This window comes from Rhodococcus sp. 06-1460-1B, from assembly GCF_002258475.1.
Lineage (GTDB): Bacteria > Actinomycetota > Actinomycetes > Mycobacteriales > Mycobacteriaceae > Rhodococcoides > Rhodococcoides fascians.
The window spans coordinates 285067-302363 of the sequence record NZ_NOYS01000041.1; the positions used below are offsets into that span (position 1 = coordinate 285067).

At 65.7% G+C, this 17297-nt stretch carries 13 protein-coding genes; 6 read left to right on the plus strand and 7 right to left on the minus strand.

What is annotated here, in order from left to right; all coding sequences use genetic code 11:
* Positions 1-97: 97 nt before the first annotated feature.
* The 3 genes from sucD to CH268_RS24300 form a co-directional block, all read right to left on the minus strand.
* Positions 98-1009 (minus strand): succinate--CoA ligase subunit alpha, encoded by a 912-nt coding sequence (gene sucD / locus CH268_RS24290; RefSeq protein WP_094666122.1) that lies wholly within the window; start codon positions 1007-1009, stop codon positions 98-100.
* A gap of 8 nt (positions 1010-1017) precedes the next feature.
* On the minus strand, positions 1018-2181 hold the full coding sequence (gene sucC / locus CH268_RS24295) for an ADP-forming succinate--CoA ligase subunit beta (RefSeq protein ID WP_027496014.1): 1164 nt from the start codon (positions 2179-2181) through the stop codon (positions 1018-1020).
* A gap of 146 nt (positions 2182-2327) precedes the next feature.
* Complete coding sequence (locus tag CH268_RS24300; protein WP_141215191.1) at positions 2328-4190, minus strand: hypothetical protein; 1863 nt, start codon at positions 4188-4190, stop codon at positions 2328-2330.
* 232 nt (positions 4191-4422) lie between these two features.
* Here CH268_RS24300 and CH268_RS24305 point away from each other — a divergent pair, with 232 nt between their 5' ends.
* Complete coding sequence (locus tag CH268_RS24305; RefSeq protein ID WP_032365931.1) at positions 4423-5427, plus strand: M23 family metallopeptidase; 1005 nt, start codon at positions 4423-4425, stop codon at positions 5425-5427.
* 73 nt (positions 5428-5500) lie between these two features.
* Here CH268_RS24305 and pcrA read toward each other — a convergent pair whose 3' ends face one another.
* Positions 5501-7990 (minus strand): DNA helicase PcrA, encoded by a 2490-nt coding sequence (pcrA, locus tag CH268_RS24310; protein WP_032385697.1) that lies wholly within the window; start codon positions 7988-7990, stop codon positions 5501-5503.
* 328 nt (positions 7991-8318) lie between these two features.
* On the opposite strand from pcrA, the gene CH268_RS24315 reads away from it, so the two are divergent.
* A complete protein-coding gene (locus CH268_RS24315) occupies positions 8319-8609 on the plus strand; it encodes a chorismate mutase (protein ID WP_027496010.1) in 291 nt (96 codons plus the stop codon).
* Positions 8610-8653: 44 nt separating this feature from the next.
* Here CH268_RS24315 and CH268_RS24320 read toward each other — a convergent pair whose 3' ends face one another.
* Positions 8654-10105 carry an NAD-dependent succinate-semialdehyde dehydrogenase gene (locus CH268_RS24320; protein WP_032385838.1) on the minus strand — a complete coding sequence of 484 codons (1452 nt, stop codon included), beginning with the start codon at positions 10103-10105 and terminating at the stop codon, positions 8654-8656.
* Positions 10106-10188: 83 nt separating this feature from the next.
* Here CH268_RS24320 and pgi point away from each other — a divergent pair, with 83 nt between their 5' ends.
* Both pgi and CH268_RS24330 read left to right on the plus strand, forming a co-directional pair.
* Positions 10189-11838, plus strand: coding sequence for a glucose-6-phosphate isomerase (gene pgi / locus CH268_RS24325; RefSeq protein ID WP_094666124.1), 1650 nt, complete (start codon positions 10189-10191; stop codon positions 11836-11838).
* Between the two features lie 140 nt (positions 11839-11978).
* Positions 11979-12989 (plus strand): type IV toxin-antitoxin system AbiEi family antitoxin domain-containing protein, encoded by a 1011-nt coding sequence (locus tag CH268_RS24330; RefSeq protein WP_094666125.1) that lies wholly within the window; start codon positions 11979-11981, stop codon positions 12987-12989.
* Between the two features lie 10 nt (positions 12990-12999).
* Here CH268_RS24330 and CH268_RS24335 read toward each other — a convergent pair whose 3' ends face one another.
* Together CH268_RS24335 and CH268_RS24340 are read right to left on the minus strand one after the other, a co-directional pair.
* On the minus strand, positions 13000-14616 hold the full coding sequence (locus tag CH268_RS24335) for an acyl-CoA dehydrogenase family protein (RefSeq protein ID WP_094666126.1): 1617 nt from the start codon (positions 14614-14616) through the stop codon (positions 13000-13002).
* Complete coding sequence (locus CH268_RS24340) at positions 14603-15205, minus strand: TetR/AcrR family transcriptional regulator (RefSeq protein ID WP_094666127.1); 603 nt, start codon at positions 15203-15205, stop codon at positions 14603-14605. The genes CH268_RS24335 and CH268_RS24340 overlap by 14 nt, the downstream gene beginning before the upstream one ends.
* 60 nt (positions 15206-15265) lie before the next feature.
* Between CH268_RS24340 and CH268_RS24345 the strand changes: the two genes are divergently transcribed.
* Together CH268_RS24345 and CH268_RS24350 are read left to right on the plus strand one after the other, a co-directional pair.
* The gene (locus CH268_RS24345) at positions 15266-16030 is read left to right on the plus strand and encodes a crotonase/enoyl-CoA hydratase family protein (protein WP_027496004.1); all 765 of its coding nucleotides are present in this window, start codon (positions 15266-15268) and stop codon (positions 16028-16030) included.
* Positions 16027-17283: a hypothetical protein gene (locus CH268_RS24350; protein ID WP_094666128.1), complete on the plus strand. Its 1257-nt coding sequence runs from the start codon at positions 16027-16029 to the stop codon at positions 17281-17283. Before CH268_RS24345 ends, CH268_RS24350 begins: the two co-directional genes overlap by 4 nt.
* Positions 17284-17297: the final 14 nt, after the last annotated feature.

Here is a 17297-nt window from a genome sequence, read left to right on the forward strand (position 1 = left end):
CGTTTTGCGTACCTTCAGGTACGCAAAACGCGCACAAGGGATTGGGGCACGAAAAAGCCCGCCACCGAATCGGTGGCGGGCTTTCGCGTAGTGAAAGTTACTTCACAGACAGCGATTCCAGGATTTCGCGCGCGAGGGCAGCGGTCTCGGACGGCGTCTTGCCGACCTTGACGCCTGCGGCCTCGAGTGCGTCCTTCTTCGCCTGTGCCGTTCCCAGCGAGCCGGAGACGATGGCGCCGGCGTGGCCCATGGTCTTGCCCTCGGGAGCGGTGAAGCCTGCGACGTAGCCGACGACCGGCTTGGTCACGTTGGCCTTGATGTAGTCGGCTGCACGCTCTTCGGCGTCGCCGCCGATCTCGCCGATCATGACGATGATCTTGGTGTCGGGGTCCGCCTCGAACGCCTCGATGGCGTCGATGTGGGTGGTTCCGATGACGGGGTCGCCGCCGATGCCGATGGCCGTCGAGAATCCGAAGTCGCGGAGCTCGAACATCATCTGGTAGGTCAGGGTGCCACTCTTGGAGACCAGGCCGATGGGGCCGGTTCCCGAGATGTTGGCGGGCGTGATGCCGACCAATGCCTCACCGGGAGTGATGATTCCGGGGCAGTTCGGCCCGATGATGCGGGTCTTCTTGCCCTTCTCCACGTTGTAGGCCCACGCGTATGCGGAGTCCTGCACGGGGATGCCCTCGGTGATGACGACGAGCAGCGGGATCTCCGCGTCGATCGCTTCGACGATGGCGTCCTTGGAGAATGCCGGCGGCACGAACGCGATGGACACGTCGGCTCCGGTCTTCGCCATGGCCTCGGAAACCGAAGCGAACACCGGCAATTCGATGTCGTTGCCCTGTGCGTCGACGTGCTTGACCGTGGTTCCGGCCTTGCGTGCGTTGACGCCGCCGACGACCTGGGTGCCGGCCTTGAGCATCAGGGCGGTGTGCTTGGTGCCTTCGCCGCCGGTGATGCCCTGGACGATGACCTTGTTGTCCTTGTTCAGAAAGATAGACATTGTTTCCTCTACTTCGCTGCCAGCTCGGCGGCCTTGTCGGCGCCCTCGTCCATGGTTCCGGCGAGCGTCACCAGCGGGTGCGCGGCGTCGGCGAGAATCTTGCGGCCCTCTTCGACCTTGTTGCCGTCGAGACGGACGACCAGCGGCTTGTTGGCGTCGTCGCCCAGCTTCTTCAGCGCGCCGACGATGCCGTTGGCCACTGCGTCACACGCGGTGATGCCACCGAAGACGTTGACGAACACGCTCTTGACCTGCTCGTCACCGAGGATGACGTCGAGGCCTGCGGCCATGACCTCGGCCGAAGCGCCGCCGCCGATGTCGAGGAAGTTGGCCGGCTTGACGCCGCCGTGTGCCTCGCCTGCGTATGCGACCACGTCGAGGGTCGACATGACCAGTCCGGCACCGTTTCCGATGATGCCGACCTGTCCGTCGAGCTTGACGTAGTTGAGGTCGTTCTCCTTGGCCTTGGCCTCGAGGGGATCGGCTGCGTCCTTGTCCTCGAACTCGGCGTGGCCGGGCTGGCGGAAGTCTGCATTGGCGTCGAGCGTGACCTTGCCGTCGAGGGCGAGGATCTGATCGTCGGGGGTGCGAACCAGCGGGTTGACCTCGACCAGGAGAGCGTCTTCGTTGATGAAGACCTCCCACAGCTTCTGGATGGTCACCGCAGCGGCGTCGAGCACCTCGGCGGGCAGCTTGCCCTTCTCGGCGATCTCACGAGCGAACGCGAGGTCGACGCCCTTGACTGCGTCGACGGGGATACGTGCGAGTGCGTCGGGGTTCTCCTCCGCCGTCACCTCGATCTCGACTCCACCTTCGACCGAACACATCGCGAGGTAGGTGCGGTTGGTGCGATCGAGCAAGAAGGAGATGTAGTACTCCTCGGCGATGTCGGAGGCTTCTGCGACGAGAAGCTTCTTGACGACATGGCCCTTGATGTCGAGTCCGAGAATCGCTTCTGCGTTCTCGGTTGCTGCTGCGACGTCCTTGGAGTACTTGACGCCGCCGGCCTTGCCGCGGCCGCCGACCTTGACCTGCGCCTTGACCATTACTGGCTTGCCGATTTCTTCGGCAATCTGTGTTGCTCCGGCGACCGTGTCGGTGACACGACCGGCGGAGGTGGGTACGCCATGCTTGGCGAACAATTCCTTCGCCTGGTATTCGAAGAGATCCATCAGCTCACCGTCTCGTCTACGTTGACGCCCGCTCCAGGGGTGTGAGCGGGTCTGAGCATGGACTTTATCCAGGTGCCCCGACGGCGCATCGGGCGCATGGATGCTATGTGGTCTATCTCACCGCTGCGGCCGCAGTGAAACCGGCGTCACCGATCGGTGCGACGAGCCGAAAGTGCCGCCGCGACACCGAGAACGACGATTCCGGCGACCGATGGCACCACACCGGGTCCCATCTCCGGGTCGGCTGCGCGAGCGGACGTCAGTGGCCACGACGCGAGATGAACGACGCCCGCGACGGCCGCACCGGCGAGCAGAACGCTGCCACGCGCGGGGCGGGCCCGGGCGGCAACGAGGGCGGCGACGACGACGCCGACAGCGAGCAGCAGCTGCCCCCAGGTGTCCCAACCCCACGGGAACTCGGTGATGGTCGCCGCGGTCAGATCTCTGCCTCGATACAGGGGCAGGACCAATCCGACTGCCAGTAGAAGGGCCCCGACGAGCGCAGTTCCCAGCACCGGGAAGTAAGTGGCCGCATCCTCGGACGTGTCGACGTCGTCACGCTCGGCCGATCCGGCGAACAGGGCCAGCAGTCCGGCGACGGCCGCGAACACGACGCCCGCGATGATCAGCAGAGCACCCGTCCCGGTATCGACGCCCGCGAGATCCTCGGCCAGCACCACCGACTGCAACACGGCCGCCGCGGCCGACACCGCGGCGAGCCAGAAGACGGACAAGAACGGACGAGCCGCCGCAGCGAACTCGGAGAACAGCAGCGGCACCGAGGCCAGAATCGAGACGAAGCCCGCTATGAGCACCACGCGGGTCGCCAGGATCGTGGGCGCAGTTCCTGCGGCGTCGGTTTCGAGAATCGGCAACAGCGACCCCACCACCAGCAGTACGCCGGCAACTACGCCCGCACTGCCTGCTGCCGCATGCCACCTCGTGGTGCCGGGCCCCGAGACCCCGCGCGGACCCCGACCACCCTCGCCGACGGATCGCGCCGCCGCCAGAGCGCGGCGATCACGGCCGGAGGCAATAGGTGCGAGTACAGCGCCTCCGACGGTCAATCCGAGCCCGGCAACGGTGCCGAGGTATGCCCCGAGGCCGGCCTCGATCCGAGCACCAGTAGCCACTCCAGCGAGCAGACCGACACCCGCGAACGAGAGGACCCCGAGACCCGCGCCGAAGGCGGCACCGGACGCGACCACCGGCGAGAGCGACGCCATCGCCGAGGCCGTGACCACAAGTGCGCCGATTCCGACCAGCGCGGACCCCACCGCCACGAACACCGGCGACTCCACCACCGCCGAGACGATCACCACCGGATCGGCCGACCGGTACAGCGAGGCGAATGCCGCTGCGGCGGCCACGACACCGAACGCTCCGAGCAGGATCGACAACAGCGGACCCACCCGGCCCGCCGTCGCCCGTCCCACATGCTCCGAGTAGACCGAATGGCCGTAGCCGTCACCGAGCGCTGCGCGATGCACTGCCGACCACCCCGCCGCACCCGCCAGAACCGACGCAGCGTGACCGGCGAACAGAACATGAGAGCCGAGGGTGGCGTCGAGCATCGCGGCGCTCAGGGGACGGAACAGCTCGAGCCGGTTCGCATCGATCGGATCGGACAGCACAGCGAGATCGAGGATCGCGATTCCGAGCGTCACCGCGCCGAAGCCTGCGAGCAGAGCGGCACCGAATTCGACGCGTCGCATCGCAGCACTGACGGCGGCGGCAACCGCCACCACGACCGGGAGCGCAACGGCCAGCACAGCGGCCGACGAGACCCCGTCGCCCACCGGCGAACCGTCGACGGCCTGGACGACGCCGATCAACGGAGCTGCAGCGGCACACAGTGCGGCGACGACAGCGAGCACGACGGCGACGACGATGCGCGACGTGGGCGAATGATCCTCCACGCCGCCGCGGGCGTCCTGCGGCGCGATACGTTGCGGTTCGGCTCGGTCGGAGCCGTGGGCGGACGAGTCGTCGAAGGTGGGGGTCGGCACCCGTAGGACGGTATCGGCTCGGTCGCGTCCCCAGCCGTCGGTCACGGTGCGTGCCGCATTCGTGTCCGATTACGGATGTGGCGTGTCACCACATAAACCCTGGTCACCCTGTGAGCCATCTCACATATTGCCCTGGTTTCGGCTGTTAACTTGCGCGCGCCGCAACCATTTCGTTACCGTCTGCCGAGTCTTTCAGTAACGGCCAGGTCACAGATATCGGAGGTTGTAGGTCTTGCAGCAGCACCGCGCGTCCTTTACTTCCAGCCGATTCTCTCGCCCGACGGCGGACGACGCGACCACGGTGTACAGCTACGAGCCCACCACCGAGCCGAGTGCATACGAGGCCTATTCCTACCCCACGTACGAGTACGTCGAAGCCGATTTCGCCGGTGCAGTAGCAGCCGACGAGACACCGACCGTCGTCACGACCTACGCAACCACCGCAGACGCCGCACCCGTGGCTCGTCGCGGCGGAGCACATCGCATCCCCGTTCCTCCGACTGCACTGAAGGGTCGCGCCGCCGTGCTGGCCGTGGCCGCCGGTGCCGTCGTGGCCGCAGGGCAAGCCGTCATCAACGACGATGCGCCCACCGCAGTCGCCACCTCCGAGTACGCACTCGCCGCGGGTGAAGCACCGGCCGCCGCAGCACTCGCAGCCACCACCGCACCGCAAGCCGACGAGCCGGTAGCCGACGCTTCGAGCGCAACTCCCTCGCAGGCACCGCAGATCCTCAGCGTCGCCGCACCGGTCGACCTCAGCCAGTTCAACGACCTGCTCGCCAAGGGCCAGCGTTTCAGCGAAGAGCGGGCCGCACGCGAAGCCGCGGCCCGTCGCCCGCTGTTCTCCCTCCCGGCTCAGGGCACGTACACCTCCAACTTCGGCACTCGATGGGGCGTCCTGCATGCCGGCGTCGACGTCGCCAATGCCATCGGAACCCCCATCTACGCCGTCGCCGACGGCAAAGTGATCGATTCCGGTCCCGCGTCGGGCTTCGGAATGTGGGTTCGCCTGCAGCACGCCGACGGCACGATCACCGTCTACGGCCACATCGACACCTCGACAGTCACCGTGGGCCAGGACGTCATGGCCGGCGACCAGATCGCAACCATGGGCAACCGTGGCTTCTCCACCGGCCCGCACCTGCACTTCGAGGTCCACCTTCCGGGCGAGGTCAAGATCGATCCCCTCCCCTGGCTCGCGTCCCGAGGAATCTCCCTCGGACCCGAAATGGACTGAGTCCTTCTCCACCGCTTCACAACAAAGCCGGACCCCGCTTTCGCAGGGCCCGGCTTTCGCGTTGTCGGGACTTCTACAGCTTGGTCATCGGGACGCCGCCGATGAGCATCATCTTGACGCGACCTGCCGAGCCGAAATCGATCAGCACCATCGCCTTGACTCCGGCACCCGTGGATTCGAGCACCGTACCCAGTCCATACTTGTCGTGGCTGACTCGATCACCCACGGCCAGAACCAGATTGGAGTTTCGGCCCTTCGCGGCACCGAAGCTCGGAGACGAACTCTGGCTACGACTCGACGACCCGCCGTAGCTACCGGAGCCGTAGTTGCCCGAGCCGTAACCGCCGCCCGAGCCGTAACTGTTCGATCCGTAGCTGCCGGATCTACCGCCGCCGATTGCGCGGCCGCCGCCGGTGCCCGGGTCTTCGCGACGCCAGTCGATCAGATGTTGGGGAACCTCTTGCAGGAAGCGTGATTCCGGGTTGGCGATGGGCTGACCCCACGCCGACCTCATGATCGCGCGCGTGAGATAGAGCCGCTGCCGCGCGCGAGTGATGCCCACGTACGCCAAGCGTCGTTCCTCGGACAGCTCGTTCGGATCACCGAGCGCACGCATGTGCGGGAACTGGCCGTCCTCCCACCCGGTGACGAAGACGACCGGAAATTCCAGCCCCTTGGCGGTGTGCAGCGTCATCAACGTCACGACGCCGGTGCCCGAGTCGGGGATCTGATCGGTATCGGCAACCAGAGAAACCCGTTCGAGGAACGCGGCCAACGAACCGGGCTCGGCCAGACCGTCGACCCCGCCGTCGTCGTCGTTTCGGTCGTCACCTGTTTCGAGCGCCTCTTCGGCCACTGCGGCCTGGTTACGCGCCTCGGACGTGAACTCTCGTGCGACGCTGACCAATTCGTTGAGGTTGTCCAGGCGAGCACCGTCCTGCGGGTCGCTACTGGCCTCGAGCTCGGCGCGATAGCCGGTGCGGTCCAGAACTGCTTCGACCACGTCGCCGATATCGGCGATGTCGTTGCCGTCTCCGTCGGTGGCCGTCAGTACGGCACGCAACTCGTCGAGCAGTTCCATGAACTGAGCGATCAACTTCTGCTGCCGCGAGTTGAGCAACGCCACCTTGCCCGCGGCCGCGTCGTGCAGCGCTCGCGAGAAGCTGATGTCGCGTTGCTCGGCGTGCACGGCCACACACGCCTCGGCGCGGTCTCCGATGCCGCGTCGGGGGGTATTGAGGATGCGCCGCATGCTGACGGTGTCGTCTTCGTTGGACAGCACGCGCAGGTACGCAACGAGGTCGCGGACCTCCTTGCGCTCGTAGAACCGGACGCCGCCGACGACCTTGTACGGCAGACCCAGACGAATGAAGATCTCTTCGAGCGCGCGCGAGGAGTTGTTGGTCCGGTAGAACACCGCCACCTCGTCGAAACGCACATCCCCGCTGTCGACGAGACGATCGATTTCCGACGCGACGAACGACGCCTCGTCGTGCTCGTTGTCGGCGACGTACCCGACGATCAGTTCGCCTTCACCGGTGTCGGTCCACAACTTCTTCTCGCGCCGTCCGATGTTGCGCGAGATGACGGCATTGGCCGCCGACAGAATGTTCTGCGTCGATCGGTAGTTCTGCTCGAGCAGAATGGTGCGAGCGTCGGGGTAGTCGCGTTCGAACTCCTCGATGTTGCGAATGGTCGCGCCGCGGAATGCGTAGATCGACTGATCGGCGTCACCCACCACGCAGAGTTCACCCGGCGCGACAGTGCCCTCGAGCGCGCCGTCTGCATCGGGCGTGCCGACGAGTTCGCGAACCAGCATGTACTGGGCGTGGTTGGTGTCCTGGTACTCGTCGACCAGTACGTGCCGGAACCGGCGTCGGTAGTACTGCGCCACCTGCGGGAAGGCCTGCAGAATTCCCACCGTTTCGCCGATGAGGTCGTCGAAGTCCATGGCGTTGGCTGCGCGCAGACGCTGCTGATAGATGCGGTAGACCTTCGCGACGAGTCGGGGCAGCTCGGCAGGGTCGCCGTCGGCGTCCTCGGCGGCCTTGTCCGGGCCGATCAGCTCGTTCTTGAGGTTGGAGATCGCCGTCGAGAGCAGACGAGCCGAGAACTTCTTGGTGTCGATCTGCAGGTCTTTGGAGATCATCGTCAGCAACCGGCGTGAGTCGTCCGCGTCGTAGATCGAGAAGTTGGAGTTCAATCCCGGCAACAATGCCGCCTGGGCGCGCAGGATGCGCACGCAACTGGAGTGGAACGTCGACACCCACATCGCGTTCGCCCGCGGCCCCACCAGACCAGCCACTCGCTCGCGCATCTCGGCGGCGGCCTTGTTGGTGAACGTGATCGCCAGGACCTGCCCCGGCGACACCCCCCGCTCCGCGAGCAGATACGCGATGCGACGCGTCAGCACCGCTGTCTTGCCCGAGCCTGCACCGGCCACGATGAGCAGCGGCGATCCCGTGTGCACGACGGCCTCGCGCTGCTGAGGATTGAGCCCCTCCAGCAGCGCGTCGGACGAGGTGTTCTTACGGGACTCGAGGCCCTGGAGGAATGTGTTCATCGTCTGGCCAGGCTACCGGCGCGTACCGACAAACCCACATCCCGTGGTCGTCGGCGTCATCTCCGACTTTTCAGGACGGTTACCCCGTGGCACACTGGATCGGTGATCGAAAAAGTCGTGCGTCATCGCTTGCGTCGGATCGGCCACTGCGCAGCCGGACGAGCGGGAGCCTGTCGACAGTCGTAACGCCCCAGCTTTCCCGGCGGGAATCTCGTCGATCTCGGTCCTTCGAGACGAAACCCAGCCGACAGCCGCTGCAGTTCCGAATACGAAAGGCGTAACGGTGCCGGACGACGCAACGATCCAAGATGTGACCCGAGGAGAGACGATGGCTATGACGACGAAGATCGATTCAGAGACTGCATTGCCTTCCAGCGAAGCCGAGATCAACGACCTGCGTCAGGAGATCGACCGTCTCGACGCCGAGATCCTCGCGGCAGTGCGGCGTCGCTCCGAGGTCTCGCAGATCATCGGACGCACCCGCATGGCGTCCGGCGGCCCGCGCCTCGTGCACAGCCGTGAGATGAAAGTTCTCGAGCGTTTCAGCAGCCTCGGTCAGGAAGGCCACACGCTGGCCATGCTCCTGCTCCGCCTCGGCCGCGGTCGCCTCGGCCACTGACCGAACCCCGGTTGGGCGCGCAGGATGCACGCCCAACCGATGCTCTACTTCAGTGCGATGTACTTGGTCTCGAGGTATTCCTCGATTCCCTCGGATCCGCCCTCACGGCCGAATCCGGATTCTTTGACTCCACCGAACGGTGCTGCCGCGTCCGAGATCACTCCGCGGTTGACACCCACCATGCCGCTGTCGATCGCGTCGGCCACTCGTAGCGCGCGATCCAGGCTCTCGGTGTAGATGTACGACGCCAGGCCGTACTCGGTGGCGTTGGCTGCGTCGATTCCTTCCTGTTCGGTGTCGAATCCGACGATCGGGGCCACCGGGCCGAACACTTCTTCCTTCAGAATGCGGGCCGACGTCGGCATGTCGGTGAGCACGGTCGCCGGGTAGAAGTAGCCGTCGCCACCCGGTGCGCTACCGCCGAGCGCTACCGTCGCACCCTTCTCCACTGCATCGTCGACGAGCTCCTGCACGGTCTCGAGCTGGTCTGCGTTGATCAGCGGGCCGAGCTTGGTGTCGGGGTCGACGCCGGGTCCGAGTTTCATCTCGGACATCTTTGCCACCAACTTGGTGGTGAACTCCTCACGAACGCTGTTGTGCACGTGCAGCCGGTTCGCCGCTGTGCAAGCCTCTCCGCCGTTGCGCATCTTCGCCAGCATCGCGCCGTCCACTGCGTCGTCGATGTTCGCGTCGTCGAACACGACGAACGGGGCATTGCCACCGAGTTCCATCGATGTCCGCAGCAATCTCGTCGCGGACTTCTCGACGAGCGATTTGCCGACGCCGGTGGATCCGGTGAAGGTGAGTTTGCGGAGCCTCGGGTCTTCGAGCAGCGGCCCGGTGACGTCACCGGACTTCGACGTCGTCAGCACTGAGAGCACGCCCTCCGGTAGACCCACCTCGTCGAAGATCTGCGCGAGCAGCAGCATCGTCAGCGGGGTCTCCCGGGCCGGCTTGACCACGATGGTGCAACCGGCGGCCAGGGCAGGGCCGATCTTCCTGGTACCCATCGCCAACGGGAAATTCCACGGGGTGATCGCCAGTACCGGGCCGACCGGAGCCTTGGTCACGAGAATACGGCCGTTGCCCGCCGGGGCCGGGGTGTAGCGACCACCGATGCGCACCGCTTCCTCGGCGAACCACCGGAAGAACTCCGCACCGTATTTCACCTCGGCCTTCGACTCCGCAAGGGCCTTGCCCATTTCCAGAGTCATCAGCAGCGCGATGTCGTCGGCACGTTCGGTGACCTTCTCGAACGCCGCCCGCAGGATCTCGCTGCGCTCACGAGCAGGTGTTGCCGCCCAGCTCTTCTGCGCCGCAGCAGCCGCGTCGAGGGCCTTCATCGCGTCGGCCGGGGATGCGTCGGCCACCTCCGTCAGGGGCTTGCCGGTCGCCGGATCGTTCACCGCGAACGTCTTACCGCCCTCGGCGTCGACGGCCTTACCGCCGATCCACAGTTTTGCCGGAATCGATTCGATCAATGCACGTTGGTCCATACCGTCCATGATGCCTCCGCAAGGCCCGTCGCAAACGACAAACGACGCGCGCGCGGCACCGGCCCGCATTACTGTTGGATCGTATGAGCGTCGATATCACCGGCACGGATGCCTGGCAGAAACTGACCGATCACCACTCCGAGATTGCCGATACTCATCTCCGAACTCTGTTCGCCGATGACGCCGACCGAGGGCGCACCTTCACCCTCGCCGCCGCGGATCTTCACATCGACTACAGCAAGCACCGCGTCACCAGCGAGACTCTCGCCCTGCTGATCGAACTGGCCCGCACCGCCGACGTCGAAGGCAAGCGCGACGCCATGTTCGCAGGCGAGCACATCAACACCTCCGAGGATCGCGCTGTTCTGCACACCGCGCTGCGCCTTCCCGCCGACGCGTCGTTGACCGTCGACGGCCAGGACGTCGTCGCCGATGTACACGAAGTCCTCACGGCCATGGGCGAATTCACCGATCGCGTGCGTTCGGGCGAATGGGTCGGTGCCACCGGCGAGAAGATCTCCACCGTCGTCAACATCGGCATCGGTGGATCCGATCTGGGCCCGGTCATGGTCTACAACGCACTCCGTCACTACGCCGACGCGGGGATCTCGGCGAAATTCGTCTCGAACGTCGACCCCGCCGATCTCGTCGGCGCACTCGACGGACTCGACCCGGCGTCGACGCTGTTCATCATCGCCTCCAAGACGTTCTCCACCCTCGAGACGCTGACCAACGCCACCGCGGCCCGCCGCTGGCTCGTCGACGCGCTCGGTGAAGACGCCGTGGCCAAGCACTTCGTCGCCGTGTCCACCAACGCCGAGCGCGTCGCGGACTTCGGTATCGACACCGACAACATGTTCGGCTTCTGGGACTGGGTGGGCGGACGCTATTCCGTGGACTCGGCCATCGGATTGTCGGTCATGGCCGTTGTGGGCAAGGAAGCGTTCGGCGAGTTCCTCGACGGCTTCCACCGGATCGACGAGCACTTCCGGTCGACGCCTCTCGCCGAGAACGCACCGGTCCTGCTAGGCCTCATCGGCCTCTGGTACAGCAACTTCTTCGGCGCGGAAACCCGTGCGGTGCTGCCGTATTCGAACGACCTCTCGCGCTTTGCGGCCTACCTGCAGCAGCTGACGATGGAGTCGAACGGCAAGTCCGTCAAGGCCGACGGCTCACCCGTCACCACCTCCACCGGCGAAATCTTCTGGGGCGAACCGGGCACCAACGGACAGCATGCCTTCTACCAATTGCTGCACCAGGGAACACGTTTGGTGCCCGCCGACTTCATCGGCTTCGCCGAGCCCACCGACGATCTGCCCACCCGCGACGGCAGCGGCTCGATGCACGACCTGCTGATGAGCAACTTCTTTGCCCAGACCAAGGTGCTGGCCTTCGGCAAGACGGCCGAGGAGATCGCCGCCGAGGACACACCGGAAGATGTGGTGCCGCACAAGGTGATGCCGGGCAACCGACCGTCCACCTCGATCCTCGCCCCCAAACTCACCCCGTCCGTCGTCGGACAATTGATCGCCCTGTACGAACACCAGGTCTTCGTCGAAGGCGTCATCTGGGGAGTCGACTCCTACGACCAGTGGGGCGTCGAACTCGGTAAGACCCAGGCACTCGAACTGACCCCGGTACTCACCGACGCCGAAGCCCCTGCCGTGCAATCGGATTCATCCACCGACGCCCTGGTGCGCTGGTACCGATCGCAGCGAGGTCGTTCGGTCTGAGGTCGGTCGGCCTGAGGTCGGTCGGTGGATCTACGGCCCTGGTAGGAATCTACGCACCCTGCAGGCGGTGCGAATTCCCGGACGGGCCGTAGATTGCCGCTCGGCGGATCCAAACAGGTCGGTCGTGCGTCCAATCGAGCATGGACTTCGACCAACGCGGGCTCTTCACCCGTGCCGATGCGCTCGCGTCGGGCTTCACCGATGACGACCTTCGCCGGGCACGCGCACACAAGTCCATCGTTGCAATCCGGAGAGGCTGGTTCGTACGCGGGGATGTGTTCGCAACACTGGACTCTGCGCAGCAGCATGCACTCCTGGCTCAGGCGACCTATGCCGATTCCGGCGACGACGTCGTACTCAGCCATATATCCGCAGCAGTGGTTCTCGGACTCGACGTGTGGAACTTGCCGCTCGACACGGTGACGATGACCAACCGTCGTGGCCACTCGGGCAAGCGCAGTCGACGCCGGTTCCTCCACGGCACCGATCTACTGGACGACGAGTGGCTTCATCTCGACGGTATGCGTGTCACAGGCCCAGCGCGCACAGTCGTCGACGTCGCCAGGACTCATCCACTCGAGGTTGCGGTGTGTCTCGGTGATCGGGCATTGCGCCACGGCCTCACCACGATCGAGGAACTCGAGAAGTATTGCGACGCAGCGCAACACCGAAGTGGTGCCGGACGCGCCAGACGTGCTGTCAGCGCGATGAGTGCGCGCAGCGACAGTGTCGGCGAAAGTCGATCGCGACTGATCCTGCAGACAGTGTCGACTCCGCTGTCCAATCAGACGATCTTCGACGAAGGCGGTCGACGCATCGCCCGTACCGACTTCCTGTTTCCCGACCTGGCCGAGGTGATCGCCGAGTTCGATGGGGAAGACAAGTACGGTCCGCAGCCACGGCAAGCAATCATCGCGGAGAAGAATCGCCACAACCGGCTCGCCGAGCAAGGCAGAACCGTCTTCAGATTCGACTGGCGGGACTTGTCGACTCCGCACGTCATCATCGACCGGCTTGATGCTGCCTATCGGCGCGCGTTGCTCCTCGGCCCGCCGAGTGGACGGTACGCCGAGCTACCCCTCCCCACAGCTACGGCGCTCGTAGGAATATGCGCACCCTACAGGCGGTGCGAATTCCCACGAGGGGCGTAGATCAGCCGCATCACACCCGCGCCAACACCGCTGAGGTATCGACTCCGACGGGCAGGGTGCCGAAGGCGATGCCCCAGTCTCGGTCGAGTCGACTGGCGCAGAAAGCATCGGCAACAGCGGAATTCCCGTGCATCACCAACTGTGCGCCTTGGAAGGTCAGTGCCATCAGTTCGACGACGCGGCGGGCGCGGTATTCCATGTCGGAGGTGTCGGAGAGTTCTTTCCCGACGCGGGCGATGGCGTCGTCCAGTCGAGAGTCCACACCCGACGCCTTGCCGATCTCACCGAAGAAGGCCTCGACACTGTCGGGTTGACGGGCCAAGGCACGCAGGGAATCGAGTGCGGCGACGTTGCCCGACCCTTCCCAGATCGACATCAATGGCGATTCGCGGAACAACCGAGGCATGCCCGATTCTTCGACATAACCGTTGCCGCCCAGGCATTCGAGTGCTTCGGCCGCGTGGGCCGGTGCGCGTTTGCACACCCAGTACTTGGTGATGGCCAACGCAATTCGGCGCAGCGAGCTCTCCTGCTCGTCGCCGCGAGCGGAACCGTCGGTGGCCTGCGCCAGGCGGATCATGGCCGCGGTCGCCGCTTCGGATTCGATGGTCAAGTCTGCCAATACGTTTCGCATCAGAGGCTGATCGATCAGTTGCGCACCGAAGGCAGCTCGGTGACGTGCGTGATGCACCGCGCGGACGGTGGCATTGCGGATACCGGCAGCAGAGCCGATGACGCAGTCCAACCTGGTCATGTTCACCATCTCGATGATGGTGCGCACCCCGCGGCCCTCCTCGCCGACGAGCCAGCCGGTCGCACCGTCGTATTCCAGTTCCCCCGAGGCGTTGGATTTGTTGCCGAGCTTGTCCTTCAAGCGCTGCAGCATCATTCGGTTACGGGTGCCGTCGGGCAGCACCCGCGGCAACATGAAGCACGAGAGCCCGCCGGGTGCCTGAGCCAACGTCAGGAACATGTCCGACATCGGTGCCGAGGTGAACCATTTGTGGCCGACGATCGAATAGGTGCCGTCCGACGACGGGGTGGCCGTGGTGGTGTTGGCGCGAACGTCCGATCCGCCTTGCTTCTCCGTCATCGACATACCGGCGATCAGTCCGCGTTTGCTCGACGGTTCGCGCAGCCCGAAGTCGTACTCCCGGGACGCGAGCAGAGGCTCGAACTGCGCGGCGAGAGAGGGGTTGTGCCGCAACGCCGGTACGACGGCGTAGGTCATCGAGATCGGGCACATGTGGCCTGCTTCGGCCTGTCCCCATACATAGAATTTCGCGGCGCGGGCCACGTGCGCACCCACTCGGTCGTCCGTCCACGGGCTGGCGTGCAGTCCGTGCTGCACCGCGACGGTCATCAGATCATGCCAGTGCGGGTGGAATTCGACCTCGTCGACGCGATGGCCGTACCGATCGTGTGTTCTGAGCACCGGTGGGTTCTCGTTCGCGAGCCTGCCCCACTCCTGGGCCTCGACTCCGCCTGCGAGAGCGCCCAATTGACGGACCTCGTCGCGCGCCCAGCCGCCGCCGGCTCGGTCGAGACCGTCCAGCAGCGAGGCGTCGTCGGACACGTCGTAGGGCGTCAGGTCGGTCGCCTGATTGAAGACCTCATGTGTGTTCATCTCGAACTCCTAACGCACGCAACGAATAAGCGACGAGACCGGGGACCACGTCCACGGACTCGTGCGAGGACAACGGACCGACCAGCACTTCGCCGACGGCACCCACGAGGCCGGCGGCCGAGATCGCCGCGTCCTGATCGGGAATTTCCCCGGCCGCGATTCCTGCCACGATCGCGTCGGAGAACGCAGCGGTGAATTTGCGCCGGAACACCAACCGCTCGGCGTCCACTGCTGGATCGACCGGTTCGGCGAGCAGCGCGTAGGCCATCGTGCGGTTCTTCAGGGCCCGCCCGGCGAAGGTCTGCACCACCGCGGCGACTCGCTCGGATGTGCTGCCGTGTGCGGCGACGGCGACCACCGCAGCCACTTCACGGGTGCAGACCTGCCTGAAGATCTCGACGACCAGGTCGGATTTGCCGTCGAAGTGCGTGTAGACGCTGCCCGCGGACACGCCGGCGGCAGCGGCGACCGAGGCCACCGACAGGCCCGCGTATCCCTTGGTGGACAGGACCTCGACTGCGGCAGCAAGCAGTTTCGTTCGGCCGGCATCGAGCCGGGCCTGCACTGCGGGTGTTCGCCGGTAGGGCATTGAAGGATTGAAGCACTGATTCAGTGCTTCACGCAAGGGGACTCGAGTAGGTTCGTAACCATGCCGGTACGGATCGAACGATCAGGCCCCGTCACCACCGTGGTCCTCTCACGCCCGGAGGCACGCAACGCCGTCGACGGGCCCACTGCTCAGGAACTCACCCAGGCCTTCGAGGAATTCGATGCCGACGAATCCGCGTCGGTTGCCGTGTTGTGGGGCGAAGGAGGGACCTTCTGCTCGGGTGCCGACCTGAAGGCGCTCGGCACACCCAGGTCGAACCACGCGACCGAACACGGCGACGGTCCGATGGGCCCGACGCGAATGCGGTTGTCCAAGCCGGTCATCGCCGCGGTGTCGGGATACGCCGTCGCGGGCGGGCTCGAACTCGCGTTGTGGTGCGACCTACGCATCGCGGAGGACGACGCCACGTTCGGCGTGTTCTGTCGGCGCTGGGGCGTGCCTCTGATCGACGGCGGCACAGTGCGATTGCCGCGCATCATCGGTACCGGGCGAGCGATGGACATGATTCTCACCGGACGCGCCGTGGCCGCCCAGGAGGCGTTGGACATCGGTCTGATCACCCGGGTGGTTCCGGTCGGCCGTGCCCGATCCGAGGCCGAGGCGCTGGCCGCCGAACTGGCATTGCTGCCCCAGACCTGTATGCGCGAGGACCGGCTGTCCGTCCTCGAGCAGGACGGCCTCGACGAGGAAGCCGCACTGAAGAACGAGTTTCGGCACGGTGCCATCTCGATCACCGCCGACGCGCTCACCGGAGCGAGTCGGTTCGCCTCGGGCGCGGGGCGACACGGTACCCCCAGTCCGTGATCTCGACCCGCCTGTCGGTGATCGACGAGATCTTTCTCCGCACACATCGCGGGTACGGCACACCGATTGCACTGCAGGGCATTTGGCGTACTGCCGAGTCGGTGACCCAGGACGAACTCGAACGGGTACACGCTGCGCTCGCACGCGGGCAGCTGGGTCGGCAGGTCGGCGTGCCTCGCATCCCCGGTGCCCGGCTCCGATGGGACGTCTGTTCCACCTCGCTGCCGCTGACCGTCGCCTCCGAGCCGGTCGACGACGCCATCGAGTGGGCCGACCACCAGGCCGATGTGCAGTTGGATCCGCAATACGGACCGGGCTGGCGGTTGACGGCAGCTCCGCTGGCCGACGGCGGTACCGTCGTATCGCTGGTGTGCTCGCATGCACTCGCCGATGCCCGTGGCCTCATCGACGCTGCCGCACAGTCGTTTTCAGGCTCGGTAGAGACCGAGCCGATCGCCTCCCCCGGTTCGGACGCGGCGGACGCTCTGCGCATGATCGTCACCGTGCTCGTGCGGTCGATCGTCGCGACCGCTCGACTGTGGGTGAGCGCGAAGGCTCGGGCCGAGCTGCGCGCGTTCACGGCATCCGACTCGGATCGCACACGCCCCCACCGTGTTCGACGGGCCTTCTCGGTGGTCGTGGACGTCGATGCAGCGCAGTGGGATTCGGCTGCCGAGCTCGGTGGTGGCTCACCCAATTCGTTGTTCGTGTGCGTCGTCGCCGCGACCATGGCAGAACTCGGCTCACCCACGGTGACCGTCGACATCCCCTTCCGCACCGGATCCGGCGACGCGAACTCGATCGGGATGGCCACCGTCGACGTTCGCGGAGACGATTCACCGGCGGCAGTGCGCGCGGCGTGCAAAGCTGCTTTCGCCGCGCCCGTCGGAGCGCCCGCGGGGTACCCGCCCGAGGTCGTCCAACTGCTCCCCCACCGCCTTGCGGCGAAGTTGACCTCGACGCCGGGGCGCGGAGAAGTGTTGTGCTCCAACATCGGCGACATTCCGCATGCGCTGACGACCCTCGGGCCGCATCGATCCTGCGGTCTGGCCACCCGCGCGATCCACCCCGCACCGACGGGACCGATCCCGCTGTCGAAGATCAGGCTGTCGACCTACCTGTCCCGGATGGACGGGCGCTACACACTCTCCCTGGTGTGCACCGACGACGCGCTGGTCGGATCGGCGGCAGAGCTCACCGCAGCGGTGCACCGCGCTCTGGCGCGGCGAAACCTGGCCGGTACACCCTGGTAGGTCTACCGTTGCAG

Excerpts from the sequence above, each read along its gene's own strand:
- sucC (WP_027496014.1), bottom strand. The coding sequence starts at position 2,181 with ATGGATCTCTTCGAATACCAGGCGAAGGAATTGTTCGCCAAGCATGGC.
- CH268_RS24330 (WP_094666125.1), top strand. The coding sequence starts at position 11,979 with ATGGACTTCGACCAACGCGGGCTCTTCACCCGTGCCGATGCGCTCGCG.
- pgi (WP_094666124.1), top strand. The coding sequence starts at position 10,189 with ATGAGCGTCGATATCACCGGCACGGATGCCTGGCAGAAACTGACCGAT.
- CH268_RS24345 (WP_027496004.1), top strand. The coding sequence starts at position 15,266 with ATGCCGGTACGGATCGAACGATCAGGCCCCGTCACCACCGTGGTCCTC.
- pcrA (WP_032385697.1), bottom strand. The coding sequence starts at position 7,990 with ATGAACACATTCCTCCAGGGCCTCGAGTCCCGTAAGAACACCTCGTCC.
- CH268_RS24335 (WP_094666126.1), bottom strand. The coding sequence starts at position 14,616 with ATGAACACACATGAGGTCTTCAATCAGGCGACCGACCTGACGCCCTAC.
- CH268_RS24340 (WP_094666127.1), bottom strand. The coding sequence starts at position 15,205 with ATGCCCTACCGGCGAACACCCGCAGTGCAGGCCCGGCTCGATGCCGGC.
- CH268_RS24320 (WP_032385838.1), bottom strand. The coding sequence starts at position 10,105 with ATGGACCAACGTGCATTGATCGAATCGATTCCGGCAAAACTGTGGATC.
- CH268_RS24315 (WP_027496010.1), top strand. The coding sequence starts at position 8,319 with ATGGCTATGACGACGAAGATCGATTCAGAGACTGCATTGCCTTCCAGC.
- sucD (WP_094666122.1), bottom strand. The coding sequence starts at position 1,009 with ATGTCTATCTTTCTGAACAAGGACAACAAGGTCATCGTCCAGGGCATC.